The sequence below is a fragment of the Lipingzhangella rawalii genome (genome assembly GCF_031628175.1).
Lineage (GTDB): Bacteria > Actinomycetota > Actinomycetes > Streptosporangiales > Streptosporangiaceae > Lipingzhangella_A > Lipingzhangella_A rawalii.
The window spans coordinates 232,497-255,911 of sequence record NZ_JAVLVT010000006.1 but is presented as its reverse complement, the minus strand read 5'-3'; the positions used below and the strand labels follow the sequence as shown (position 1 = coordinate 255,911).

The 23,415-nt window shown below is 67.7% G+C and carries 24 protein-coding genes; 12 read left to right on the top strand and 12 right to left on the bottom strand.

Annotation, left to right across the window (positions count from 1 at the left end; genetic code table 11):
• Positions 1-157: 157 nt before the first annotated feature.
• Positions 158-1,834 carry a solute symporter family protein gene (locus RIF23_RS15115; RefSeq protein ID WP_310913175.1) on the bottom strand — a complete coding sequence of 559 codons (1,677 nt, stop codon included), beginning with the start codon at positions 1,832-1,834 and terminating at the stop codon, positions 158-160.
• A complete protein-coding gene (locus tag RIF23_RS15110) occupies positions 1,831-2,211 on the bottom strand; it encodes a DUF485 domain-containing protein (protein WP_310913229.1) in 381 nt (126 codons plus the stop codon). Before RIF23_RS15110 ends, RIF23_RS15115 begins: the two co-directional genes overlap by 4 nt.
• A gap of 355 nt (positions 2,212-2,566) precedes the next feature.
• Between RIF23_RS15110 and RIF23_RS15105 the strand changes: the two genes are divergently transcribed.
• Positions 2,567-3,040 (top strand): PTS sugar transporter subunit IIA, encoded by a 474-nt coding sequence (locus tag RIF23_RS15105; protein ID WP_310913174.1) that lies wholly within the window; start codon positions 2,567-2,569, stop codon positions 3,038-3,040.
• 58 nt (positions 3,041-3,098) lie between these two features.
• On the opposite strand, the gene RIF23_RS15100 is transcribed toward RIF23_RS15105, so the two are convergent.
• Genes RIF23_RS15100 through RIF23_RS15090 form a run of 3 tightly spaced genes read right to left on the bottom strand, consistent with a single transcriptional unit; the run spans position 3,099 to position 5,663 of the window.
• On the bottom strand, positions 3,099-3,794 hold the full coding sequence (locus RIF23_RS15100) for a bifunctional 4-hydroxy-2-oxoglutarate aldolase/2-dehydro-3-deoxy-phosphogluconate aldolase (protein WP_310913173.1): 696 nt from the start codon (positions 3,792-3,794) through the stop codon (positions 3,099-3,101).
• Positions 3,779-4,525 carry an IclR family transcriptional regulator gene (locus tag RIF23_RS15095; RefSeq protein ID WP_310913172.1) on the bottom strand — a complete coding sequence of 249 codons (747 nt, stop codon included), beginning with the start codon at positions 4,523-4,525 and terminating at the stop codon, positions 3,779-3,781. The genes RIF23_RS15100 and RIF23_RS15095 overlap by 16 nt, the downstream gene beginning before the upstream one ends.
• Positions 4,515-5,663: a sugar kinase gene (locus tag RIF23_RS15090; protein WP_310913171.1), complete on the bottom strand. Its 1,149-nt coding sequence runs from the start codon at positions 5,661-5,663 to the stop codon at positions 4,515-4,517. The genes RIF23_RS15095 and RIF23_RS15090 overlap by 11 nt, the downstream gene beginning before the upstream one ends.
• 124 nt (positions 5,664-5,787) lie before the next feature.
• Here RIF23_RS15090 and RIF23_RS15085 point away from each other — a divergent pair, with 124 nt between their 5' ends.
• From RIF23_RS15085 to RIF23_RS15075, 3 genes are all read left to right on the top strand, one after another.
• On the top strand, positions 5,788-7,050 hold the full coding sequence (locus tag RIF23_RS15085; protein ID WP_310913170.1) for an amidohydrolase/deacetylase family metallohydrolase: 1,263 nt from the start codon (positions 5,788-5,790) through the stop codon (positions 7,048-7,050).
• On the top strand, positions 7,047-8,441 hold the full coding sequence (locus RIF23_RS15080; RefSeq protein WP_310913169.1) for an alanine racemase: 1,395 nt from the start codon (positions 7,047-7,049) through the stop codon (positions 8,439-8,441). Before RIF23_RS15085 ends, RIF23_RS15080 begins: the two co-directional genes overlap by 4 nt.
• Before the next feature lie 71 nt (positions 8,442-8,512).
• Positions 8,513-8,893, top strand: coding sequence for a RidA family protein (locus RIF23_RS15075; RefSeq protein WP_310913168.1), 381 nt, complete (start codon positions 8,513-8,515; stop codon positions 8,891-8,893).
• Between the two features lie 144 nt (positions 8,894-9,037).
• Here the strand turns inward: RIF23_RS15075 and RIF23_RS15070 are convergent, their stop codons facing one another.
• Positions 9,038-9,322: a hypothetical protein gene (locus tag RIF23_RS15070; RefSeq protein WP_310913167.1), complete on the bottom strand. Its 285-nt coding sequence runs from the start codon at positions 9,320-9,322 to the stop codon at positions 9,038-9,040.
• Between RIF23_RS15070 and RIF23_RS15065 the strand changes: the two genes are divergently transcribed.
• Both RIF23_RS15065 and trpS read left to right on the top strand, forming a co-directional pair.
• On the top strand, positions 9,315-9,911 hold the full coding sequence (locus RIF23_RS15065; protein ID WP_310913166.1) for an aminotransferase class I/II-fold pyridoxal phosphate-dependent enzyme: 597 nt from the start codon (positions 9,315-9,317) through the stop codon (positions 9,909-9,911). The two genes, RIF23_RS15070 and RIF23_RS15065, sit on opposite strands and share 8 nt — an antisense overlap.
• 45 nt (positions 9,912-9,956) lie before the next feature.
• Entirely contained in the window at positions 9,957-11,072 is a 1,116-nt protein-coding gene (gene trpS / locus RIF23_RS15060) for a tryptophan--tRNA ligase (RefSeq protein WP_310913165.1), read from the top strand.
• 279 nt (positions 11,073-11,351) lie between these two features.
• Here trpS and serS read toward each other — a convergent pair whose 3' ends face one another.
• A complete protein-coding gene (serS, locus tag RIF23_RS15055) occupies positions 11,352-12,644 on the bottom strand; it encodes a serine--tRNA ligase (RefSeq protein WP_310913164.1) in 1,293 nt (430 codons plus the stop codon).
• Between the two features lie 88 nt (positions 12,645-12,732).
• A complete protein-coding gene (locus RIF23_RS15050) occupies positions 12,733-14,031 on the bottom strand; it encodes a helix-turn-helix transcriptional regulator (RefSeq protein ID WP_310913163.1) in 1,299 nt (432 codons plus the stop codon).
• A 173-nt stretch (positions 14,032-14,204) separates the two neighbouring features.
• Here RIF23_RS15050 and RIF23_RS15045 point away from each other — a divergent pair, with 173 nt between their 5' ends.
• On the top strand, positions 14,205-14,660 hold the full coding sequence (locus tag RIF23_RS15045) for a glycine-rich domain-containing protein (RefSeq protein WP_310913162.1): 456 nt from the start codon (positions 14,205-14,207) through the stop codon (positions 14,658-14,660).
• A gap of 123 nt (positions 14,661-14,783) precedes the next feature.
• On the top strand, positions 14,784-15,443 hold the full coding sequence (locus RIF23_RS15040; RefSeq protein ID WP_310913161.1) for a class I SAM-dependent DNA methyltransferase: 660 nt from the start codon (positions 14,784-14,786) through the stop codon (positions 15,441-15,443).
• A 160-nt stretch (positions 15,444-15,603) separates the two neighbouring features.
• Here the strand turns inward: RIF23_RS15040 and RIF23_RS15035 are convergent, their stop codons facing one another.
• Together RIF23_RS15035 and RIF23_RS15030 are read right to left on the bottom strand one after the other, a co-directional pair.
• The gene (locus tag RIF23_RS15035; protein ID WP_310913160.1) at positions 15,604-15,792 is read right to left on the bottom strand and encodes a DUF397 domain-containing protein; all 189 of its coding nucleotides are present in this window, start codon (positions 15,790-15,792) and stop codon (positions 15,604-15,606) included.
• Positions 15,789-16,520, bottom strand: coding sequence for a helix-turn-helix domain-containing protein (locus RIF23_RS15030; RefSeq protein ID WP_310913159.1), 732 nt, complete (start codon positions 16,518-16,520; stop codon positions 15,789-15,791). Before RIF23_RS15030 ends, RIF23_RS15035 begins: the two co-directional genes overlap by 4 nt.
• Before the next feature lie 983 nt (positions 16,521-17,503).
• Here RIF23_RS15030 and RIF23_RS15025 point away from each other — a divergent pair.
• Together RIF23_RS15025 and RIF23_RS15020 are read left to right on the top strand one after the other, a co-directional pair.
• Positions 17,504-17,800: a hypothetical protein gene (locus RIF23_RS15025; RefSeq protein WP_310913158.1), complete on the top strand. Its 297-nt coding sequence runs from the start codon at positions 17,504-17,506 to the stop codon at positions 17,798-17,800.
• Entirely contained in the window at positions 17,793-18,347 is a 555-nt protein-coding gene (locus RIF23_RS15020; protein ID WP_310913157.1) for an ATP-binding protein, read from the top strand. Before RIF23_RS15025 ends, RIF23_RS15020 begins: the two co-directional genes overlap by 8 nt.
• Before the next feature lie 362 nt (positions 18,348-18,709).
• Here the strand turns inward: RIF23_RS15020 and RIF23_RS15015 are convergent, their stop codons facing one another.
• Positions 18,710-19,978, bottom strand: coding sequence for a hypothetical protein (locus RIF23_RS15015; RefSeq protein WP_310913156.1), 1,269 nt, complete (start codon positions 19,976-19,978; stop codon positions 18,710-18,712).
• Between the two features lie 314 nt (positions 19,979-20,292).
• Here RIF23_RS15015 and RIF23_RS15010 point away from each other — a divergent pair, with 314 nt between their 5' ends.
• Both RIF23_RS15010 and RIF23_RS15005 read left to right on the top strand, forming a co-directional pair.
• Positions 20,293-21,387 (top strand): type I restriction endonuclease, encoded by a 1,095-nt coding sequence (locus tag RIF23_RS15010; RefSeq protein ID WP_310913155.1) that lies wholly within the window; start codon positions 20,293-20,295, stop codon positions 21,385-21,387.
• Positions 21,388-21,471: 84 nt separating this feature from the next.
• Positions 21,472-22,116 carry a hypothetical protein gene (locus tag RIF23_RS15005; RefSeq protein WP_310913154.1) on the top strand — a complete coding sequence of 215 codons (645 nt, stop codon included), beginning with the start codon at positions 21,472-21,474 and terminating at the stop codon, positions 22,114-22,116.
• A gap of 144 nt (positions 22,117-22,260) precedes the next feature.
• Here the strand turns inward: RIF23_RS15005 and RIF23_RS15000 are convergent, their stop codons facing one another.
• Entirely contained in the window at positions 22,261-23,100 is an 840-nt protein-coding gene (locus tag RIF23_RS15000; protein ID WP_310913153.1) for an ATP-grasp domain-containing protein, read from the bottom strand.
• Between the last annotated feature and the right edge of the window lie 315 nt (positions 23,101-23,415).

Sequence of the window (23,415 nt, the reverse complement as noted above, 5' to 3'; positions counted from 1 at the left end):
GCCGGGCGACGGGAACACCCGGCCCCACAACGTCCCGCCACCACGCCGGCCGGTGGGCGTCACGATGGCCACTGGCGTGGCGGCGGTCCCCGGAGGGCTGCCCGGGAGCCCTGGCCGTCGGGTGCGGCGGCGAGGGTGGCGGGCAGCCCTGCGGAGCTCATCCCCGGTCGGGCCCCGCGGCCCCGGCCCCGGTCAGCGCCCGCACCTGGAGCCGGGCGAAGCCGTCGACGTCCCGTTCCGTCGAGCACACCGTGCCGATAACCGCGCAGACCAGGCTGAGCGGGATGGAGACCAGTCCCGGGTTCTCCAGTGGGAACCAGGCGAAGTCGACTCCGGCCCCGAACAGGGAGTCCTCGGTCCCCGAGACGACAGGCGAGAAGAAGACGAGACCCACGGCGCTGACCAGGCCGCCGTAGATTCCCGCGACGGCACCCGCGGTGTTGAACCGTTTCCAGAACAGGCTCAGCAGCAGGGTGGGCAGGTTCGCCGACGCTGCGATCGCGAACGCGAGCGCAACCAGGAAGGCTACATTGAGATTCTGCGCGAACACCGACAGGAAGATGGCGATCACGCCGATACCGACGGCCGCGATTCGGGCTACGCGCATCTCCTCGGCCTCGGTGGTCTTACCGCGGCGGATCACCTTGCCGTAGAAGTCGTGCGCGAGCGACGAGGAGGAGGCCAGGGTCAGCCCCGCGACGGTGGACAGGATGGCGGCGAACGCGGCCGCGGCGATGAAGGCGAGCAGAATCGCACCGAGGCCGACTCCGCCCAAGGCCTGGCCAACCGCCTCGGCAGTCTGCGGCGCGGCGGTGTTACCCGCGGAGTCCTGGGCGCTGATCGCGTCGTGTCCCACGATCGCCGCGGCTCCGAATCCGAGCACGAGGGTGAGCAGGTAGAAGGTCCCGATCAGCCCGATCGCCCAGTTGACGGAGGTACGCGCTGCCTTGGCGTTGGGCACGGTGTAGAACCGGATCAGGATGTGCGGAAGTCCGGCCGTCCCCAGCACGAGCGCCAGTCCCAGACTGATCAGGTCCAACTTGTTCCACAGGGTCTGGAGGGGATCGCCGGCGACCTCCACGCCGTAGACCTGGCCCGGTTCGAGGAAGGACCGCCCCTCGCCGCTGGCGGTGGCGGCATCGGTCATCAGCGCGTTCAGGTTGAACCCGTACATCGAGAGCACCAGGAGCGACAGCAGGGCCGCACCGCTCATCAGCACACCGGCCTTGATGATCTGGACCCAGGTGGTGCCCTTCATGCCCCCGAGCGAGACATAGGTAATCATGAGGATCCCGACCACGACGATGCCCACGATCTTCGCGGTGTCGGCGTCCATCCCCAGGAAGGTTTCCCCTTCCCGGATCCCCAGCAGCAGTGCGATCAGGGCCCCGGCCCCCACCATCTGTGCCAGCAGGTAAAAGATCGACACGGTAATGGTGGAGAAGGCTGCGGCGGTTCGTACCGGACGTTGCCGCATGCGGTAGGACACCACGTCGGCCATGGTGAAGCGTCCGGAATTGCGCAGCAGCTCGGCGATCAGCAACAGCGCCACGAGCCAGGCCACGAGAAACCCGATGGAGTACAGGAATCCGTCGTAGCCGGACAACGCGATCATCCCGGCAATGCCGAGGAACGAGGCCGCGGACATGTAGTCACTGCCGATGGCCATGCCGTTCTGCCACGCGGAGAACCCGCGTCCACCCGAGTAGAAGTCGGTGGCCGAACGGGTACGCCGGCTGGCCCAGACCGTGACGTACAGCGTGGCCGCGACCATGAGCAGGAACAGGGTGATGGTGACGCCACGTCCCGCGTCGGTTTCGGCTGCCAGGATCATGCGCCTGCCTCCCGCATCGTGGTGGGTTCAGCGTCCCGGTTGTCCGCGGATGCGACACCGGCTCCCGCTGCGTCGCCGTTCTCCAGCTCCACCCGCAGCTCGGTGGACAGCGGATCGAGCCGACGTGCGGCGTATCGGGAATAGACCAGCGCGATGCCGAAGGTGCTGATGAACTGGAGCAGTCCGAACAGCAGGGCGAGGTTGACCGAGCCGAAGAGCACCACGCTCATCAGGTCCCGCGCGTAGCCCGACATGATCACGTAAAGCAGGTACCAGGCCATGAACGCGATGCTCATGGGGAAGATGAATACGGTAAGGCGACGCCGCAGCGCCCGGAACCGGGGGTCCGCGTGCATGGCCACGGCGGCCGTGCCGATGTCGGCACGGTCCGAGCCAGCCGCGGCGCCCTCCGGCGCCTCCGCTCGGGTGCTGGTCACTTCCGCCTCCTTCACGGGGGATATGTGATCTGGATTACGCGGCACTGTAAGCAGCAACACGAGGAGGACTGGAGTAGCTGCACCGCGATGAGCGCCGGACGTGTCCGCCGCGCGCCGAGCGCGCGCCGGGTGGACGACGAGCGGTTGGTGTGTGCGCCGAGCGGAAACACCCGAATCAATATGACTGGAATACGGGTATGTGATGTGGCCGAAACCGGAAAGCTCTCTTGACCTCACTGCGAATCTCGCTCACCCTGAGCGATATCTGCCCTCCGCACCGTTAAGGAGTGCGCCAATGGCCCAGGACAGCCCGAACGTCACCTGGCTGAGTGATCTTCGGGACCCGGCACGGGTACAGGCCCGGCGCGCCGTTGCCGACTGGAGGGAAGCCGTGTCCGTGTCCGGAGAGCTACTGGTACGCGCCGGGGTATGCACCGAGGACTACGTCACCGAGATGTCTACCGTGATCCGCGAACATGGCCCCTACATCGTGGTCGCACCGGGAATCGCCCTGCCGCATGCCCGCCCCGGGGCCGGGGTGCTGCGGCCGGGGCTGGCCCTGGTGACCCTCGAGACTCCGGTGCTGTTCGGACACGACAGCAACGATCCCGTTGACTTGCTCGTCCCGTTCGCCGTCACCGAGCCCGGCGCCCACACCGCAGCCCTACGCGAGCTGGCCCTACTCCTGAGCAATGCCGACACCGTCGACCGCATGCGTGCCGCTGACTGTGACGCGAGCCTACTCACAACGCTCCAGACGGTGATCTGAGGCGACGGACCCGAAACGCGGGGGACGCGCGCACGCGACACCGCTCGCGCCCGGGAGGTCAGTGGACTCCCGGGCGCGAGCGGACGGCCCAGGGTGCCACCGCCTCAACGAGGGTGGGGAGCGTGTCCGGGGTGGCCGAGGTCTGCCCAACCCCGACGGCCAGGGCGCCAGCACTCAGGAAGTCGGGTGCGGTGTCCTGGGTGACACCCCCGGTCGCCACCATCCGCAGCTGCGGAAACGGCCCGGACAGGGCCCGCACCCATCGCGGCCCCAGCACCGAGGCCGGAAAGGCTTTGACTGCGCGAAGTCCCAGCCGAAACGCGTTACCCGCCTCGGTGGGTGTGGCAACGCCCGGGAGGAACGGAAGTCCCTGCTGGTCCGCGGCCTGCACCGTGTCCACATCCAGTCCGGGGGCCACGCCGAAACCCGCCCCCGCCGCGACGGCCCGTTCCAGCAAGGCGGGAGTAGTGACGGTTCCCGCCCCCACGGGAACACCCCGCGGCGCCGCCCGGGCCAGGGTCTCCAGTGTTGCCAGCCCCTGCTGGGTCTCCACGGTGACCTCCACCAGCCGGATCCCGGCCGCCCAGGCGGCGCGGGCCGTGGCAAGCGCCTGGCGTTCCGCCACACCGCGCAGAATCACCACGAGTGGCATCTCGGCGAACTCCCCGGCGAAAAAGTCCGCCCAGGCCGAGCGGGCCCCGGTGTCCGATGCCTGCGTACTTCCGCTGTCCGCGCGGGTCATGGGCTGTCCCATCCAAGTTCCTCGCTGATCCGGGTGGCGGTGGTGGTGAGATCGTCGACGAGGGACAGCAGCCCCGGACGGTCCAGGACAAAGCCGGGCGCCGATATCGACACCGCGGCGGTGACTCCGCCGGAGGCGTCGCGAACCGGAGCCGCGATGCAGTGAATGAACTCCTCATGCTCATAGTCATCCAGGACCCAGCCGAGGGCGGCCGCCTGGACCAGGTCCGACTCCAACGCCGCATGAGTGGTGCGGGTGTTCGATGTGTAACGCCCGAACGGTTCGGCGCCCAGCAGCGAGCTCCGCTCCTGTTTCGACATGGCCGCAAGAATTGCCTTACCGACCCCGGTGGCGTGCAGGGGGGCCAGCGCACCGATGCGGGAGTACATCCGCACCGCATGACGGGACTCGACCTTGTCCAGGTACATCACCTGGCCCCCCTCGAGGCCGGCAAGGTGCACAGTATGGCCGCAGGCCGCACCAAGTTCCCGCAGGTGACTGCCGGCGGCACTCCGCACGTCCAACCCTTCCAGGGCAGCATGGGCCAGCGTCACCATCCGTGGACCGATCCGATAGCGACCGTCCGCGGTACGGCGAACGAAATGCTCGTCCTCCAGGGTGCGTAGCAGCCGCAGGGAGGTGGTGCGGTGCACCTCCAGCCGCCGGGCCACTTCACTGATGGTGATCGGGCCATCGGCCAGCTCCACGAGCACGTGCAACGCCCGCTCCACGCTACTCGACATCCGCTGTTCCTTCCTCGACCCGGTTTCGGGGAACCGGGTCCCCTCCGGGCTGCGGGATCCGGCCACCCGCCGGGGCCGCACGTGGGGGCACGTCGCCATCAACCCCGAGCACCGTACCGGCCAGCCGTGTCCCCACCGCGAGACACTCGCGGATACCGGCGCCGGACAGGAGCCCGTGTAGAACTCCCGCGGCGAAGGCGTCCCCGGCCCCCACCGGTTCAACCACCTCCACCTGCGGAGCCGGCACGGCGTGCACGTCCGTGCGCCCCAGCGCGGTCACCCCGTCGGCTCCCTGCTTGACCACCACCAGATCCGGCCGATCCAGCAGCGCGCGCACCTCCGTCACGGTGGAGGTGTTCCACAGGGCCGCGGCTTCGTCCAGCCCGCAGAAGACAACATCCGCGGACTGCGCCAGATGGTGCAGCAGAGCGGCGTACTCCGGAGCAGTGGCCTCTCCGTCGTAAGGTGCACCCGCCGTCGGCGGGCTGCCCAGAGGGTGCTGAGGGTGCTGGCTATGGCTGCTGTCGCACCGTGGGGAGCCGTGCAGGGCCGGCCGGTAGTTCACGTCGAAGCTGCGCAGTGGCCCGGGGCTCGGCCCCTGCCCCGGCGACGCGCTCTCCCCCACCGGGGCATCGACTGGAACGTCGCGGAGTAGGGTGCGCACCAGGGCGGTGGCGTCCGTGGACAGTGCCGCGGTGATTCCGGTGGTGTGCACCAGTCGAGGAGCCCGGCCCCAGATCCCGGTGGCGTCGTCCGGGGCGAGCGTGGATGCCGCCGAGCCGGCACGGTAGTAGCGCATCTGGGTGCCGCCTGGAGTGATCTCCTTGACGTAGAGACCGGTACAGCGCTGCGGATCGGTTCGCACCACGCAGTGCACCCCCTCCTCGGTGAGGTGCGTGGTGATGTGCTGGGCGAATTCGTCCGCGCCGAGGACGCTGTGCCAGGACACCCTGTGCCCGAGCCGAGCCAGGTGCACCGCCACATTGGACTCCGCCCCGCCGACGTCCAGCCGGTACCGACGGGCCGGGTCAGCACCGCCCGGTTCGGGGACCAGGAGAGCCATCGTCTCCCCGACGCACGCAACATCGACGGAGGGCCCCGCCGTGGCGTCGGGTTCTGGTTCTGGCTCCTGGTGCACCCGCAACTCCTGCCGTTCCCAGCCGGGCATTGACCCCCGCTCCGGGGGGATGCTATTCAACATGGTGACAAATACGCAACAGTGTTGCGTTGTGTGCAGCATGCGGATGGGGGCGGGAGACACCATGTGGGACCTGCTGCTGCGGGGCGGGCGGGTCATCGATCCGGCCACGAGAACGGATGGTCGGCTGGATGTGGCCGTACACGCCGGAACGATCGCCGACGTCGGCCCGCAGCTCCCGGCACAGGACGCGCTCCAGGTCACCGACGTCACCGGCCACCTGATCACCCCGGGGCTGGTGGATATGCACACCCATCTGTGGCACGGCGCCAGCTACTGGGGCGTGGACCCGAACCCGCTCGCATGGCGCACCGGCGTGACAACCTGGATCGATGCGGGATCCGCCGGCGCCTACGGGATCGACGGGCTACGCCGCCACGTTGCCGAGCCGGCGCAGGCGCGGGTCCACGCCCTGATGAACGTCTCCGGTGTCGGGCTGGTTGCCGAGACCGGGGAACACCACCATCTGGCCAATCTGGACGTGGATACCGCCGCCCATGCAGCAGCGCGACAGGGAGACTTCGTCGTCGGGGTCAAGGCCCGTATCGACGCCAACACGGTCGGCCCGAACGGCCTGGAGCCGCTCCGGCGCGCTATCCGCCTCGCACGGCTACTGCGCCGCCCCCTGATGGTGCACGTCGGCTACGGGCCGCCAGCCGTGCCGGAGATCCTGCCTCTGCTCGCGGAGGGGGACATCCTCACGCACTGTGCCACCGGAGTCGCCACCGGCCTCGTCACCGGAGGTCAGCTCAGCGAGGCGACCCGCGCGGCCCGAGACCGGGGCGTGGTCTTCGACCTCGGGCACGGATCGGGCGCCCTGGACTTTGAGGTCCTGGAGGTGGAACTGGCGGCCGGCGTCCAGCCCATCGTCTCCACCGACCTGCACGCCCGCTCGGTGCACGGCCCCGCCTTCGACCTCCCCACCGTCCTCACCAAGCTCCTGGCCGTGGGTTGGGACCTGCCCACGGCCGTGGCTGCCGCCACTCTGCGCCCGGCCCAGGTCGTGGGAATCGACGCCGGCACGCTGTGCCCGGGCGCTCCGGCCGACATCGCGGTGTTCCACGTCGACGCAGGCGACGTCCCCGTCGTCGACGTGCACGGCGGCACACGCACCGCCCCCCTGCGCCTGACCAACACCGCGACCTACCGACACGGCCGGCTGCTCGCGCCCGACACCGCCGCAGGCCCGGACCCCTGGATACCGTTGAGTCCCGCCCAGCAACGCGCCGAGGACACCCGGCTGGAGCGGATCCGCCTGGCCACACCGCGCCTGGACCACCCGGACGACTTCGACGAACCCTTCCCTCGCCCTGGAGCAGCCACGTGACCACACCCTCCGCATCCCCGCTTCCCAACCCGGGCCGCAGCTCGGCCCTGACGGGTCTGGACTCCCAGCCGGTGGAGGCCCGGTCCCTGCCGACGAGCCCCGCCAGCCCCGCGCAGCTCCGTGCGGACGGCGCGCACCTGGAAGAACTGTGGTTGCCGGCGGTGACACTGCACGCCGCAGAGCTGGAACACAACCTGGACCGGTTCGCCCGCTGGTGTGCCGAACGCGGACTGGATCTAGCTCCGCACGGCAAAACCACGATGGCACCGCAACTGTGGCAGGCCCAGCTGGACCGCGGTGCCTGGGCCATCACCGCCGCCACGGCCGCACAGGCCCGGATCATGTATCGCTTCGGTGTTGCCCGCATCCTCATCGCGAACGAGGTTCTCGATCCGGCAGCTGTGGCCTGGCTCGGCGCAGCCAACGCCGATCCCGGGGTCACTGTGCTGTGCCTCGTGGACTCCACAGACGCGGTGGAGCGGATGGAACAGGCACTCGCCGATGCTCCCCAGCCAGTGCCGGTGCTGGTCGAGCTGGGGGTCGCGGGGCGACGGACCGGGGTCCGCAGTCTGGACGATGCCCTGGAACTTGCCGGTCGCGTCGCACGCAGCGCACACCTGACCCTGGCCGGGGTGGAGGGCTACGAAGGGGTTCTGCCCCAACGACGGGACACCGACGCTCCACGACAGGCCCGCGCCTGGCTGGAACGTCTCAGCGAATTCGTGTACCGGGCCGACCACGCCGGACTGTTCTCCGAACACCCGGAGGTGATCGTCACCGCGGGTGGTAGTGCCTACCCCGACCTCGTGGCCGACGCCTTCGCTCAGCTGCCCGCGGGCCCCGGTCCGCGGCAGGACCCGAACGCGGGAACCACCCCCGAAGAACGCCCCCGGGAACAGACACGGCCGGAACCGCCTGCACTGTCGCTCCCACTGCGCCGGGTCCTGCGCTCGGGCTGCTACGTCACCCACGACGACCTGTTCCTGGAACGTGCCTCACCCCTGCGTTCCGGGGCCGACACCGAGCCGCTGCGCCCGGCACTCAGCTGTTTCGCCCGGGTCCTGTCCTACCCCGAGCCGGGACGCGCCCTCGTGGGGGCCGGGAAGCGGGACGTGTCCTTCGACCTCGATCTGCCCATCGTGCGCGCGATCCACCGCGCGGGACAACGCCTGCCCGTCGGCAGGGGAGTGCGCCTGGTCGAACTCAATGACCACCACGGATTCCTCGACATCGACACCGAGCATGCGGATGGGACGACGACCACACCACGGATCGGGGACGTGGTGGAGCTCGGCCTGTCCCATCCATGCACGGTCTTCGACAAGTGGCCGCTGATCCCCGTGCTCGACACGCGCCACCGCGTGATCGACGCCGTGCGCACCCTGTTCTGACTCTGGCTCGAACCGCGTTCAACGCGGCACAGCCCCGGAGATCCAGCCCCGGAGAAACGGAAAGGTTCCACATGAGCAAGCGCGTTGTCCACACCCAGGACGCCGCCCCACCCGGAGGGCCGTACTCGCAGGCGGTGGTGGCGGGAGACTTCGTCTATCTGGCGGGGGCGACCCCACACCGCCTCGACCGTTCGCTAACTCCGGGTGGATTCGAGCCCCAGGCTCGGGCCACCTTCGACAACCTCTCCGCGGTTGCGACAGCGTCCGGGGCCAGCCTCGCCGATGCGGTCCGTGTCGGGGTGTACCTCCTCGACCTGGACAACTTCGCGGCAATGAACGAGATCTTCGCGGAGTACTTCCCCACCGAGCCGCCCGCGCGTACCACCCTGCACGCCAACCTGCCCGGCTTCGAGATCGAGGTCGACGCCGTGCTCTACCGGCCCCGGAGCTGACGCCGGGGCGTGGCTCGCCCCGCGTGGGTGGGCGCCGGCCCTGCGGGAACGGCACCCACCCCCGGGCCAATCGGGCACGGGTCCCGTGTCGGCGGTGCGGGACCGGGCGAGATGTCGGCCGCGGACGGTCAGGCGGTCAGGCGGTCAGGCGGTCAGGTCAGTGAATCCGTAGCAGAGGTCGCCCCGGTAGGAACGCAGAACCCGGCGCAGGTGGGCCGGTCGGAGCGGCCGCGGTAGTCGAGACTGTTCGTGTGCCCGGCGCCACTCGTGCGCGCGCTCCTGTTCGATCCACGGCTCGTAGGGCAGCCGCAGACAGGTGGCGGGGAACGCCACGAGCGCCGACAGTCCGGGGGTATCCGCTGCGGCGCCCCCGCACGTGCGCGGCAGAACGGAGCGCGCGATTGGGGAGCGCACAGCGCTCGTGGTCATCGAGCTACCACATTCGGTCTCTGGCGCCGCCGTATTCCTCGATGCGATCATCCAGCACCTGGTCCCCCGGTTGCCCCGCGGCGCCCGACTGCTGCTGGACCTGGCCTACGCCGACTTTATGGAGGCGCACTCGGAAATCGTGGCCGTCGGCACCCTGTCGAAGGCCCACTGCCTGCTGGGGGCACGCGTTGGCTACGTCCTGACCGCCACGGCCACCGCCGCACGGCTGTGCCAGCAGCGGTTACCGTACGCCCTCGCCGCGCTGGCCACCGCGGCAGCCAGCGTGTCATTGGCTGATCCTCCCCGCGTTGACCAGACGATCCAGGCCAACTGCACCGCCCGTGCGCGCCTGGGTGCCGAACTCGACGAGCGCGGCATCGACTACGTCCCCAGCCAGGCGAACTTCCTGTTGCTGAATCTCGCGGGTTGGTACCAACCGGTTGTCGATAGACTTCGGGCGCGGAACGCCCGGTATCGCGATGGTCACCGTTGGGAGCTACCCGGGTGGATTCAGCTCCACGTGATCGACGTTCCCACGGTCGCCCCGGTTATCGATGCGATCGCGGACACTATTCCGGGCTGCCCGTGACGCGTGCACACCCACGACCGACCTCTGGCGAAGGACTCCGCCGTCATGACAGATCAGCGGATGCTCACCGGAGACCGGCCCACCGGAAAGCTGCACCTGGGCCACTACGTGGGCAGCATCGCCAACCGGGTCAGGCTGCAACACCAGTACGAGTCCTGGTTCATCATCGCTGATCTGCACATGCTCACCACCAAGAACACCCGTGCCGACATCGACCAGGTCTCGGGCAACGCCCGCCAGATGGTGCTCGACGCGCTGGCCGCAGGCATCGAGCCCGAACGCGCGACGTTCTACCTCCAGTCCGCCATTCCGGAGATCGGCGAGCTCAACACCCTGTTCCAGAACCTGGTCACGGTGGCGCGCCTGGAACGCATCCCCAGTCTCAAGGACATGGCGCGTGACGCCGACAAGGAAACCGACATGCCCTACGGGCTGCTGGGCTATCCGGTCCTCCAGGCCGCCGACATCCTCTGCGTCAAGGCCAACGCCGTCCCAGTCGGCAAGGACAACCACGCCCACATCGAGGTCACCCGGGAGATCGCCAGACGGTTCAACCACCTCTACGGCGAGACCTTCCCCATCCCCGAACTCATCACCAGCGAGGTGTCCTCCCTGGTCGGCACGGACGGCCAAGCCAAGGCCAGCAAGTCCCTCGGTAACGTCATCTACCTGTCCGACAGCGCAGAGGAAGTCCGTAAGAAGGTCTCGGCGATGTACACCGACCCCAATCGAGTAAGCGCCGACGTCCCCGGAACGGTCGAGGGCAACCCGGTCTTCGTCTACCACGACACGTTCAACGACAATCCGGCCGAGGTGGCCGAGCTCAAGGAGCGTTACCGGGCGGGCACGGTCGGCGACGTCGAGGTCAAAGACCAGCTCGCTGCGGCCCTGAACCGGTTCCTCGACCCCATCCGACAGCGCCGCGCCTCCTTTGAGACCCAGCCTGGCCTGGTGGACCAGATCATCGTGGAGGGCACCGAGCGCACCCGCCGGGAGGTCCAACAGGTCCTCGCCGAGGTTCGCAAAGCCATGGGCCTGGCCGGCGCCTACAACCAACTGCGCCGCAAAGCCGAACGGGCACAGAAGAAGGGCGCGACCCAGCCGGGTGAGCCCACGCGCTTGAGACCTGCGGACGCTGTTGCGTATCAGGGATCGAGGTAACCCATGTGGTGCATGTGCTCGTGCCACTGCACCAGGATCTCCTCCGGCGGAGGGCAGTCCATCTGCCGCGCTGCCCTGGGGTACGTCCTCAAACCGCAACGGGATGATGGGCCAATCTTCAGCCAGCTCGGTGCGCCAGAGCGGGCCCAGGAGATGTACCTCGGCGCCGGCAGCGCGTGCGCCGAGGGCGGTGGCCCACAGCCATCGTTCGATTCCGCTGTATCCGTGTGGTGGAAAGTGGTAGCTGCCGGGGAAGTCACAGATTCCGACGAGCACGCGCTACTCCTGGGGTGTGCCGTCCGGGCCGATCCGGCGGAACCCAAGATGGGGGACGAGGGCTTCGGGGAGGATCACCGAGCCGTCGGGCTGCTGGTTCTGTTCCAGGATTGCCGCCATTGTGCGGCCGATCGGCATGCCCGAGCCGTTGAGTGTGGCCACCGGGGTGGTCTTTCCCTCGACGGTGCGCGTGCGGATCCCCGCGCGGCGTGCCTGGAAGGTGCCACAATCGGAGACCGAGGAGATCTCCCGGTAGGTGTTCTGGCTGGGCAGCCACACCTCAAGATCGTGGGTCAGCTGCGCGGAGAAGCCCATGTCTCCGGCCGCCAGCGCCACCACCCGATAGGCCAGGTCCAGCTCTTTCAGGCAGGTCTCGGCGTGGGAGACCATCTTGTCCATCTCGGACTGGGAGTCCTCCGCGGCACAGACACGAACCATCTCCACCTTCGCGAACTGGTGCTGACGCAAGATTCCGCGGGTGTCCCGGCCGTAGGAGCCGGCTTCGGAACGGAAGCAGGGAGTGTGCGCCGTCAGACCCAGCGGCAGGTCCGCCGGGGCGAGGATCTCGTCGGCGAACAGGTTGGTCAGGGGCACCTCAGCGGTGGGAATCAGGTAGAGGTCCCGGTCGGCCACCCCCGTCTTGAACAGGTCCTCCTCGAACTTGGGAAGCTGCCCGGTTCCGGTCATCGTCGTCGGGGTGACCAGGAAGGGCACGCCGTACTCGACGTAGTCGTGCCGCTGGGTATGCAGGGTCAGGAAGAACCAGGCCAGAGCCCGTTCGAGCGCAGCGCCGACACCGCGGGTGATACTGAAGCGGGGGCCAGACAGCTTGGTGGCCCGGGTGAAGTCGAAGATCCCCATGGCCTCGCCGAGATCGACGTGATCCTTCGGATCGAAGTCGAACGCGGGCGGAGTCCCCACTTTGCGCAACTCAACAGCGAAGTCCTCCGAATCACCCTCGGGTGCGGAGTCCAGCGGGAGGTTTGGAATCCCGAGCACGAACTCCCGCAGCTCCTGCTGGATCCGCTCCTGCTCCTGCTCACGTTCGCGGATCTGTTCCTTGAGCTGGCGGGCATGCTCCTTCAGCTCGGTGACATCCTCGCCGGCACGCGCCGCCTCGGTGACCTGCTTGGCCACCCGCTTGGATTCGGCCCGCAGCTCATCCGCGGAATAGATGCTCTGGTTGCGGCGATCCTGGAGGTCGGACAACACCGAGAGGTCCAGCGCATAGCCACGACGGGCCAACTTTCGGACGGCCTCGTCCCCCAGGTCGAGCAGCGCGCGAACATCATGCATCGGTGATTCCTTCCAGCGGCGCGATCGTCCCACAGTAGCGCCGGGTGACCAGGCTTACGGCATTACCGGCTTTGGCATGCATGGATGGTCATCCGAGCGCCCGGATACGTTCAGTCAGGCCGCGCGCCGCAGGCTGGCCCGACAGGTCATCCGCGAGGTGCTGTAGTCGTGTCACCGTGTTGGCGCGCAGCGCGTCGGCCGGGACCGCGTCAAGTAGGTTCTCCGCCAGCCCGACCGCGTCCTGGGTCTGGTGGTGGGCTGCCTCGGCGCGTGCGTGTACCGCGATGGCTGCGGCCCAGCCGGGTGAGCCCACGCGCTTGAGACCTGCGGAGGCTGTTGCGTGCTCGCGTGCTGCGGCGGGATGGTGCGCGAGTTGGGCTTCGGCCACGTGCAGCTCGAATTCGGGCTGGTCGAACCCGAACCGACCTGGTGCGTCCGCGCTGGCGTCCATGTCCCGGCGGGCCTGGCGGATGGCTTCGGCCATCCCGGCCGTGTCGCCCAGGGCAGCGAGGGGACGCAGTCGGCACCACGCAGTGACTTGGGCGCGGCGCAGCGGGGTGGTGGCGTACTGGGCAGCGTGGTCGGCCAAGTCCAGTGCATCAGTGGGCCGATCTTGGGACATGGTCACCATGGACTGGGCGCCCACCGCCCATCCCGTCAGTCTGGCGTCGCCGACCTGTTCCCCGATGCGAGCAGCGGTGCCCAGGTGGATGAGTGCGCCTGCCGGGTCGGCGGTGTGGTGGGCGAGGTTGCCCAGTAACGCTGAGAGCCAACCCAGGACGCGTCGGGTGTCCGTGTCCTGGTGGTGCATGAGCAGGCTGCGGCAACGGGCTACCTCCCTGGCCAGGATGTGGGGTGGGAAGTCGCTGTAGCGGGCCGCGTAGAAGTCCAGGGCGTTCTCGGCCAGGTATGCCCCGGTATCGGCTCCGTGTAGCCCGATGCTGTCAGCAACGGCCACCAGCTCGGGGTACTCGGAGGGCATCTGGGGCTCCTGTCGCGGCTGCGGTATCCGCTGACCGTACCAATCAAGCCCGCCTGCGGGCAGGGCAAGACCGAGTCGTGTCGGCATGGTCCCGTACACCTGTGCCAGGGCGTGGATGTATTCGGGACCCGGGCGGGCCTGGCCGTGCTCCCACCGGCACAGCATCGCCGTGGTCAGGCCGGGCGTGGCGAGACCTTCGACGCGATAGACCTCGCCGACAGCTTCGACGACATGCCGGCGCGACCATCCGTAGGCGAGCCGCCACGCCTCCAGCGCAGACAGAGGAAGCTCGCGGGTGATCTGTGCAGTGATGGCGGGCACGGGGGCACCGGCGCGCTGGTGCTCGGCGCGGATACGAGCGGCTTCGCGTGCGAGCTGGGCGCGGGTCGCGCGGCTGACCGGCACAGCGATCTCCTGAGGGTGGGAGGGTAGACCTTACCCCGTAGCGCGCGTGCTCAATATTGCCGTCGAGGGCAATGTGTGCTCACCACGCGCGCATTGATGCGCTCCACGGCCGCGGCGTTGTCTGGAATCACCAGACGGCGGCATTCCCGCCGCCGGGCAACCGGAAGAGGTGAATGATGACCACGACCGTGGACACCCCCGCCATCCCCACTGTGTCCCGTGATCCGCGTGACTTCGTGCCCACCGAGGTGTGGGACCGCCAGATCCTCCTACTCACCCGCGACCACCCGTGGGACAGCGTGATGGCCACGCGCTGCTTTGGCCAGGCCGTGGCCTACCTGATCACCGCCATGGAGAAGTGGGGTCAGGGCCTGGAGATTGGCTGTGGCCCCCTGGTGGATATCGCGGTACACAACTTCATCCTGGACACCCGCCACTATGCCGAGTTCTGCGACCGCTGGTTCACCGGGTTCATGCACCACGTGCCCGAGATCGCTTTCAAGTACGACGGGACCGTTGAGCGCACGGCACACGTGATCGAGGCCAACGGGTTCGTCATCGACTGGCCGTTGTGGGCCCGGGATGCGGCCAAGTGCTCGCCGTGCCACCCAGGAAGCAACTGTCACTAGCATCCGAGAGTGAGGGGCCACCGCACCGTGGTGTGGTGGCCCCGTGCTGGGTTTGCCCGCGCCCCACAGAGAGACCGCGCTACCGTGAGCCGCGTCCTGTCACTGCGCGCTCAAGGGGCACTCATGGCGAACCCAACCTCCACCGTCACCGAGTACTGGGACCGCTACGCCAGCGGGGTCACCGCCGAATCCGACCTGGATGCCGCGTTCGGCTGGACCCAGTGGGAGCACCACGGCCCCGGCCGTGAACTCCTCGGTGAACCGGAGACAGCCCTGGAGTTGGGGTGTGGGCGCGGGATTGCGGTCGCTGCCCTGTCCCGCGCTGGGGTCAAGGCCGAAGGCATCGATGTTTCCCCCATTCAGGTGGAGCAGGCGCGCAACCAGTGGGAGCCATTGGGTGCACAGTTCCACCAGGGCGAGGCTATGGAGTTCCTGCGCGGTACTGGCCAGGTGTGGGATGCGATCTACTCGGTGTGGGCAGCGGTCTGGTTCTGCGATCCCCACGAGCTGCTGCCGCTGGTGCATGATCGGATCCGGCCGGGCGGACGCCTGGTGTTCTCCCACGCGGAACCGGTCCCGGGCACGTCCGGCCCGCAGGGGATGTACGGAGCCGGCTTCCGTGGCCGGCGGGTATGGCTGCACCAGTGGGCCGCAACCCCGGACGAGTGGGAGCAGCTCCTCCACAGCGCGGGGTTCGCACACGCACACGTGTGGGTGGAACCAGCACCGCAAACCGACCATGTCGGCACCCTGATCGGCACAGCCACCCGCCGACACACCTAGAGTCCCGCACGGCGGCCCTGTGCAGGTCGGCGGCGACCTCCACCCATTGCCCACTCACGGGCTGGCTGTAGCTGGACGAGTGCCTGGTGTCTCCAGGAGTGTTCCCGTCAGCGCGGGGCCGGGCGGTGTTCGAAGTTTCTGGTGCCCGGCCCACTCGTGGTTACACCTCGCCGGTGCGGACGGCGTGGAGCAGTGCGGTCCATTCGTGGGAGGGGAGGTCGAGGTGGCCCAGCTCTGGGTGCTGGGAGTCGCGGAGCAGCATGCGGTCGGGGCCGGGCGCGCGGCATTCGACGCAGTTGGGGTCGGTGTTCGGACTGTAGCTGGACTTGTGCCAGATGACCTTGTTCATGAGAGGGCCTTTCTAATCTCGTTCATCCGGTCGAGCGAGGCTCCCAACGACAGCGCCTCTGTCTGCTGGAGACCGAACAGCGTGACCAGCCGATTCACATCCGCCGAGTTGCTGAGCACGGCCAACCCGCCAGGATGTTCAATGTGTACAACAATACGTCCGTTCGGTAGGTTCATGATCCTGTAAGCACCCGAAAGTGCAGGTCGTAGAGGTGCGACGAAGGGAACCAGAGCTACGCGGATCCGGCGGTTGTCGATCAGTCCCATCACATGATCAATCTGGGACCGCATGATCTCAGGCGATCCCAAGACCCTGCTAAAGACCATCTCCTCAAGGACGAAGGTCAGGGGGGTATGACGAAGATCCGCGAGACGTGCGGTCCGCGCCTTCACCAGCGAGGCCACTTGCTCGTCTGTTTCAGAGGGCCGCCCCTGCCGAAGGATGTAGCGAGCGTAGTCCGGGTGTTGAAGCAGACCAGGTACCAACGCCATCTGATACTCCCGGATTTCGATGGCCTGCTGCTCAAGCTGCGCAAAGTCGCGCCATGACTCGGGAATCTGCCGCGTATCGCTCAGCTCATCCCAAAGCTGCTCCAGCCGTCCCCCCGTAGACAGAACCGCGTCCGCTTTAGTCGAATGCTCCCGTCTTGGGGTTCGTGTCCCACGCTCGAAAGCGCTGATAGTGGGAGACGCTACATGCATCGCCTTGGCGAGTTGCAGCTGCGTCATGCTGGATACTTCTCGCTGATGTCGCAGCTCTACGCCCCAGCGTGACCATGAATTTCGCGATTCGTTTCCAGCCATGTGCTCCGTTATACATACTCGCGCTACAGCGCACTACCAAAACTTCAGATCTGTGCATAGGTGTATGGATACTGGCGCGGCTCTAGTTATCCGGCGATCGTAGATCTTGCAAAGAAAGAGTCCCCGCGACGGAGTCGACCCGTCCGGGGGTTGGCCGCCAGTTGGATTGGAGCTGATGACATGGCAAGGGTATCGGTGGGGCAGTCCCGGTCTGCGGACAGGGTACGTCCGTATGTGCGGATGGTGGCCCAGCAGGAGGCCCGTTTGGTGTGTGGGCGCTTGGAGACGACGCAGAGCTCCCCTACGGGGCCGCACTCGGCGATGTTCTGGCAGTGCCCGGTTGAGGGGTGTAAGTGGTCGTCGGTGACTCCGGTGGAGCATCCGTGTCCGTTTCCGCCGGAGGAGGCGCGGTCCTGTTTCGTGGGTCCGTGTGCCTGTGGCGGGGCCGAATCGGAGCCTGCTCCAGATCCGAACTCTGAGCCGGCGCAGCCGAAGTTGCCGAAGCGGGTGCCGGGGGCACAGGGTCCCTCGGCTCCGGCTCCGGCTTCGGCTCTGGAGCCGCAGCCGGCGGACGCGTGGCGCCCGCCCGCGTCGCGGAACCCAGCGGTGCTGAAGCGGGTGGTGGCGGGGCTGGAGAACCTGGAGGCCCCACCCCGGAGCGGCGCACGGCCGGTGGCCCCGATCCCGGGGGTGGTGCCGGAGGCCGAGGCGGACCGGGAACCCATCGCAGTACCGGCAGGGGCACCCGGGGCTAGGCGTGGGCCAGCGTCCCGCCCGGCGATACGTCCCGGCCCCGGGGCCAGCCCGGTTCCGCCGGTGAAGTCCGGGCAATGGCCGGGCTCGGTGGCGATTGTGCCGACGAAGGTCATCCCGGACGCGCCCACGATCCCGTTGGGGGTGGTGACCCCATGACCGGGAACCAGGAATCCGCGCAGGCCCGGGGTTTGGGGTTGGGCGAGACGCACCGGTTGCACCGGGCGGTTCAGGCTCTGGACCAGGCGGCGGGCGATCTCGCGCGGGTGCACGCCAGTGGGGCCGCCCGGGAGCTGTGGACCACCGTGAGCCTCGCCCGCCTGGGGGTACTGCTGGAACCCGGTGCCGCTCAGGCCGACCAGCTCGCCGAACAGCTCCGTGCCGCCGCCTCAGGCACCGCCATCGTGCTCCCTACACGGGCGCGGCCGATCGGGGGTGGGAACCATGTGTGAACGCTTCCACCACACCATCCCCGGCATCCCCGCCAGCGTGGCCCACGCCCGGGCCTGGGTCACCGAGATCCTGTCTCCGCGGATTCCCGACACCGAGGCCATCACTGATGCCCAACTCGTGGTCAGCGAACTCGTCACCAACGCGATCCACCACACCACCAGCGGAGACCACGGCACGGTCGGACCCGCCGAAGCGCGGCTGCGGGCGATCCTGGGGCGGGTTCACCTCCGCCTGCTCCTCACACCGTGCCGCATCCGCGTGGAAGTCACGGATTCCGGCACCATCCCGCGACCGGACGGCGCGACACCGCACGAGGCCAGCCGGGACGGCGGGGGGTCCCCAGGCCCCATCGTGCGGTGCCCCGACCCCGACGCCGAACACGGCCGCGGACTCGCCCTGGTGGACCACCTGGCACAGCGCTGGTTCTCCCGCGGCGACAATTCAGGCCGCACCGTCACCGCCGACCTCGCCCACCAACCCGCCAGCACGGCCGGGGTTTCCGCCACGGCCCGCGCCGGGGGTGTACCGGCCCAGCGCCAACCCTGACCCCTAACGCAGCACCCCGTTCGGGTAGTGAAGCGCACCCCACACGACCCCCAGCCGCGCAGGGGCAGGCCACACTACCCCGAACCACCGACCACCCCCGGCTCCCTCGCCCGACCTGGGTGGCCCCGAGACGGCTATGGCGCCTCGGGGCCGACCCCCAGACGACCAGAGCCCTCAAAAGCCGATGGGGGTGAGGAAAAGCCGATGGGGGTGGCGCAGGGCGCCGGACTACCGTGAACGTCTCCACGTGGGCACCGATCCTGCCATCCTCGACGTGCCCCGGGACGTGGTTCGGTTCCGCTCCCGTCTCCGGGCCGCCGAGCAGCGACACCGGGACCGGGCGAGATGTCGGCCGCGGCCGGTCAGGCGGTCAGGTCAGTGAATCCGTAGCAGAGGTCGCCCCGGTAGGAACGCAGAACCCGGCGCAGGTGGGCCGGTCGGAGCGGCCGCGGTAGTCGAGACTGTTCGTGTGCCCGGCGCCACTCGTGCGCGCGCTCCTGTTCGATCCACGGCTCGTAGGGCAGCCGCAGACAGGTGGCGGGGAACGCCACGAGCGCCGCCAGACCGGGGGTGTCCGCTGCGGCGCATACTCGGCTGGACAGCTCCAGTCCCACGCCGTCCCGCAGCTGCTCGGCGGCGGGACGGTCATCCCCGGCCTCCGCGGGCTGGGGATGCAGGTAGATGTCGAGGACATGCACGGTGTCCCCGAGCCGCCGCTGCCCGACGTCGGGAGCGATCCGGGCCACCACCGCCTGTACCTCGGACCAGAGCACCGTAGTTCGTTGTCGACGCGCCGGCAGTCGCCACCGGCGCTTCTGCACAAACCCCAGTCCATGTTCGTCCACCCGCACCTCGATTCGGGCGAGCCAGCGGGGCGCGGACCACAGTCCCCAGCCCAGCATCCCACCGAACACCAGCAGAGCAGTCGACCACAGCACCGCGGACCAGACCCTGCCATTGTCCACAGTCCCGCCCGGTCCCCACAGGGCCAGGGAGGCGATCCCGGTACCCGCGGCCCACACCGGAAGCAGCACGATCCCGATCCAACGGTGGTAGCGGACCCGCGCAACGCCGGCTGGTGTCTCGTCCGCCGTCGGGGCACGCCGGGCCGCGGGCTCCGCGTACGGGACGGGACCCGCATGCTCCGGGCAGAACCACTGCTCCGCGCGGATGCCCGTGTAGAACAGCTCGGGGCGTGCCTCCCCCAGAGCCGTCGCCAGCCCTCGGACGAATGCCTCCAGCTGTGCGCCTTCGCCCCCGATGCGCAGCCGGTGGGCGGGTGCCGACACCCCGTCCAGCTCGGGATCCGGACGGTGGGTGGAGTCCACCCAGTCGATCAGTACCGGCTCTGGTTCGCGGTGCAGGTATAGATCCAGCACTGGCCGTGTCCTGTACACGAAGGAGTCTCCGCACCGTTCCCGGTACACCCGTTGCCAGGTACTGACCACCTGAATGTCCTCCCAGTGCACCCGCAGGTGTGCGGCGGAACGGACCGCGCTGGCCGCACGCACCAGCTCCAGGCCCGACTCGGTCAGCACGGCCGCGTCCCGCCCTGATCCACGGTGTGCCTCCAGGGGCACCCGCACCGTGGATTCCGACGACATCGGCTCGTCCCCGGCTGTGTACGCCACGTCCCGCCTCCTCCCGCCGTCCCCGCCGTTGTGCTGATGCACCGGGAGTCGAGTATGAACGACCGGATCCGAACCGGAGTGTTCGGGTCCGCGGACCCGTCGTGTGCATTCTCCATAAAATCCGACAATCGTTATTTTATTGACCAAACACCAAGTCCACTCCCACGGGGAGCGCTGTCTCCCCCTGGCCGCCACCCGCCCAGCCGGACGGCGGGAAACGCCGTGCGTCTGGATAACGAACCGGATTACCCGGGTCACACAGACCAGCTGTGTTGCTAAGGTCAGATTTGTTTTCCGTAACCTGGTAGGTTGAGATGGAGTTTCGGGAGAGAGTGGCCACGGTAGCAGCTAAGGTCCACAATCACCTTGACGCGACCGAGACTGAGGAGGCGACAAAGACCGCTTTTGTCATGCCCTTTATCTCCACGGTGCTGGGGTACGATGTCTTCAACCCCACCGAGGTGGTCCCCGAGTTCACCGCGGATGTTGGATCAAAAAAGGGAGAGAAGATCGACTACGCCATCATGCGCGATGACGAGGTGCAGATTCTCATCGAATGCAAGAAGGCGCAGGAGACACTCTCCACCGACCACGCCTCCCAGCTATTCCGATATTTCACCGCAACGAACGCTCGAATCGGAGTTCTCACCAACGGGATCACCTACGAGTTCTACACCGATCTCGACTCCCCGAACCGTATGGACGAAAAACCCTTCCTCGTTCTCGATCTCACCGATGTCGACGAGACGCTCCTCCCAGAGCTGCGCAAACTCAGCAGGGACTGGTTCGACCTGGACTCGGTGATCAGCGCCGCCGAGAAACTCAGGTATCTGGGCGAAATCAAACGGATCCTGGCTACACAGTTCCATGATCCGGAAGACGACTGGATTCGCTTCTTCGCAACGAGAGTGTACAGCGGATCATTCACGAAGCGGGTACGCGAACAGTTCTCCACACTCGTTCTCGAAGCCAGCTCCCAATTTCTGAACGACCAGGTGAACAGCAGAATAAAAAATGCTCTCAGCTCGAGCTTTCCACACCAGTCGACGGAAACGGACGACACGGCCTCCCACGACGGTGACGAAGAGGAGAGCGAGGAAACCGAGAGCAGCGGAATCGTCACCACCCTGGAGGAGCTGGACGGATTCCGCATCGTCAAGGCGATTGCCTGTAGCGAGGTCTCTCCGGATCGGATATCCTACCGCGACTCGAAGTCCTATTTCGCAATATTTCTCGACGACAACAACAGGAAACCGATAGCACGCCTCCACTTCAACGCAAAGAAAAGAAAATATCTTGGAACCTTTGACGAGAACAAGAAGGAAACCCGGAACCTTCTCGGGTCGCTCGACGACATCTACCTCCACCGGGACACGATTCGAAACACGGTGCGCAACTACCTGGACTGATCCGGGGCCCACCCCCGCCAGCTGAGGACCACACCGGCTGTGTGGCAGGATGGACAGCCCACACAGCAGCCGGAGGCGACAGTCATGTCCTGGCAGAACATCCATTCGGAACAGCTACGGCCCCGTCGGGTGTGGTACTGGATCGGGGGTGCGGTGATCGCCGTCGGCGTCGTTGTTGCCCTTGGCGGCTGCGGCATCGGACTCGTGCGGGTACTGGCACTTCCCGATTTCGAGGCCGAATTCGCCGACGGCGAGGAAATCGAGTTCCACGTGGACGAAACGACGGACCCCGACCGGGACATGGTCCTGTACGTCAACGAGGACATCCACCACGCCTACGAGGTCAACTGCGAGCTGACGGGCCCGGGGAGCCCGTCCGGGGTGTATCAGAGTTTCGTCGATCACAGCGGGCACAGCGGCGGGAACCACTGGCACCGGCTCGCGACGATCGATGTGGCAGAGCCGGGGACCCACACGATCACCTGCACCAACACGGAGGGGCTGGAGTACGCGATCGCACACACCCACAGCGACTCCGCCGCGAACCGGAACCTGGTGCTGACCCTCCTCCTTCCCGCCGGGGGGCTCGGTGCGGGCGTGGTCCTGGGCGGCACCATCCTCACCATCACCGGGCTCCTGCGACGGCAGAACCGCCGACAGCTGAACCAGCACCGGCACATTCGGGGCACCGGCCACGGCCCAGCCTCGCCATCCCCGAGACACTGGTAATAGGTCATCCGGCATCCGCAGGATCCCTGCGCCGCCGGAACCCGAGTCCTGGTGAACTGCGGGCGATTCTGCGGCCGGTCCTGGCGGTCCTGACCGGGGCCGTGGCGATGCCCCGGGCCAGGCGGGACCAACTCTTCCGGATCGTCACCCGGGGCGTTCGCCCGGATCCGCACATGCGGACGTACCCGCAAGTCCGAGCACAGTGCGTGCGGCTTCCAGACGTGCGGACACCCCTGCCGCGTCAGCAGCTTCGAACGCGAGATGCAACCGGCGCTGGTGTGACGTTTCGGCCACCTCCCCCGGAGCGCCCTTCTCCGCTGTGGCCGAGATCCCGGAATGCAGGTGGCCGGGAAGGTCCCGCAGCGCGCGCACCATGTCCGCATCAATGTCCGCAGACCGGGCACTGTCCGGGTACTCGATGGCCGCGGAACCACTCGTGCCGGGAGGGGGATCACCGACACCCATGCCCAGTAGGTCGGTGAACCAGGTATCGAACAGGCTCGCGCCCCCGGTGACGCTGGTCAATAGTAGGTGCAGGAAGTCACCGCCCGGGCGCGCATGCGCCTCGCCCAGAACCACCTCGTCACCGTCGATCCAGAACTCGGAGTGAAAGGGACCGAACCGCACCCCCGCACGGGACAGCGACTCGGACACGGCCGTACGCGCCAGCCGGCTTGTTGTGGGGGACACCGCCGCCGGCATCCGATGCCCGGTTTCCACGAATTTGGAATTGACTGTCTTTTCTGTCAACGCCCATACTTGGGGCACGCCGTCGACGACCACACCTTCAGCAGAGTATTCGGAACCGCCAACGAAGTCTTCGATGACGAATTCCTCGCCCAGCGCATCGGCGGCCGCCCTGGCCTCGTGCGGGGAGCACGCCAGATGGATACCGCTACTCCCCGACGCCGCACGTGGTTTGAGAATCCAGCATTGGCGGTCCGTTGCGTCGAGGAAGCGGGTGAGGTCCGAGTGACTCCGCACAAGGTGTGATGCCGGCTGACGGAACCCCGCGCCGCGCAGAAGGTCTCGGAACTCATCTTTCCGGTTCAAAAGTGTGACGCTTTCCGGAGAATTCCCCGGAGTCCCCAGCGTTTCGCTGACGCTGCTTGCCAACCGGACGTAGTCTTCACGGTAGGCCACAACCGCGCCAGGGCGCAGTTCTGCGATCGCGGATGCGCATCCGGAGATGGAATCCACCGGCGCAGGCACTGTTCTCAGGGGCAGTGGCCGCGTAGCGCTTCGCAGTGCCGGTGCTGAATCCACCCCGACGGGAGTCACCCCCAGACGGGCGGCGGC

Coding starts and splice junctions, on each gene's coding strand:
- RIF23_RS15115 (WP_310913175.1), bottom strand. CDS start 1,834: ATGATCCTGGCAGCCGAAACCGACGCGGGACGTGGCGTCACCATCACC.
- RIF23_RS15105 (WP_310913174.1), top strand. CDS start 2,567: ATGGCCCAGGACAGCCCGAACGTCACCTGGCTGAGTGATCTTCGGGAC.
- RIF23_RS15100 (WP_310913173.1), bottom strand. CDS start 3,794: ATGGGACAGCCCATGACCCGCGCGGACAGCGGAAGTACGCAGGCATCG.
- RIF23_RS15095 (WP_310913172.1), bottom strand. CDS start 4,525: ATGTCGAGTAGCGTGGAGCGGGCGTTGCACGTGCTCGTGGAGCTGGCC.
- RIF23_RS15085 (WP_310913170.1), top strand. CDS start 5,788: ATGTGGGACCTGCTGCTGCGGGGCGGGCGGGTCATCGATCCGGCCACG.
- RIF23_RS15075 (WP_310913168.1), top strand. CDS start 8,513: ATGAGCAAGCGCGTTGTCCACACCCAGGACGCCGCCCCACCCGGAGGG.
- RIF23_RS15070 (WP_310913167.1), bottom strand. CDS start 9,322: ATGACCACGAGCGCTGTGCGCTCCCCAATCGCGCGCTCCGTTCTGCCG.
- trpS (WP_310913165.1), top strand. CDS start 9,957: ATGACAGATCAGCGGATGCTCACCGGAGACCGGCCCACCGGAAAGCTG.
- serS (WP_310913164.1), bottom strand. CDS start 12,644: ATGCATGATGTTCGCGCGCTGCTCGACCTGGGGGACGAGGCCGTCCGA.
- RIF23_RS15045 (WP_310913162.1), top strand. CDS start 14,205: ATGATGACCACGACCGTGGACACCCCCGCCATCCCCACTGTGTCCCGT.
- RIF23_RS15040 (WP_310913161.1), top strand. CDS start 14,784: ATGGCGAACCCAACCTCCACCGTCACCGAGTACTGGGACCGCTACGCC.
- RIF23_RS15035 (WP_310913160.1), bottom strand. CDS start 15,792: ATGAACAAGGTCATCTGGCACAAGTCCAGCTACAGTCCGAACACCGAC.
- RIF23_RS15030 (WP_310913159.1), bottom strand. CDS start 16,520: ATGACGCAGCTGCAACTCGCCAAGGCGATGCATGTAGCGTCTCCCACT.
- RIF23_RS15025 (WP_310913158.1), top strand. CDS start 17,504: ATGACCGGGAACCAGGAATCCGCGCAGGCCCGGGGTTTGGGGTTGGGC.
- RIF23_RS15020 (WP_310913157.1), top strand. CDS start 17,793: ATGTGTGAACGCTTCCACCACACCATCCCCGGCATCCCCGCCAGCGTG.
- RIF23_RS15010 (WP_310913155.1), top strand. CDS start 20,293: ATGGAGTTTCGGGAGAGAGTGGCCACGGTAGCAGCTAAGGTCCACAAT.
- RIF23_RS15005 (WP_310913154.1), top strand. CDS start 21,472: ATGTCCTGGCAGAACATCCATTCGGAACAGCTACGGCCCCGTCGGGTG.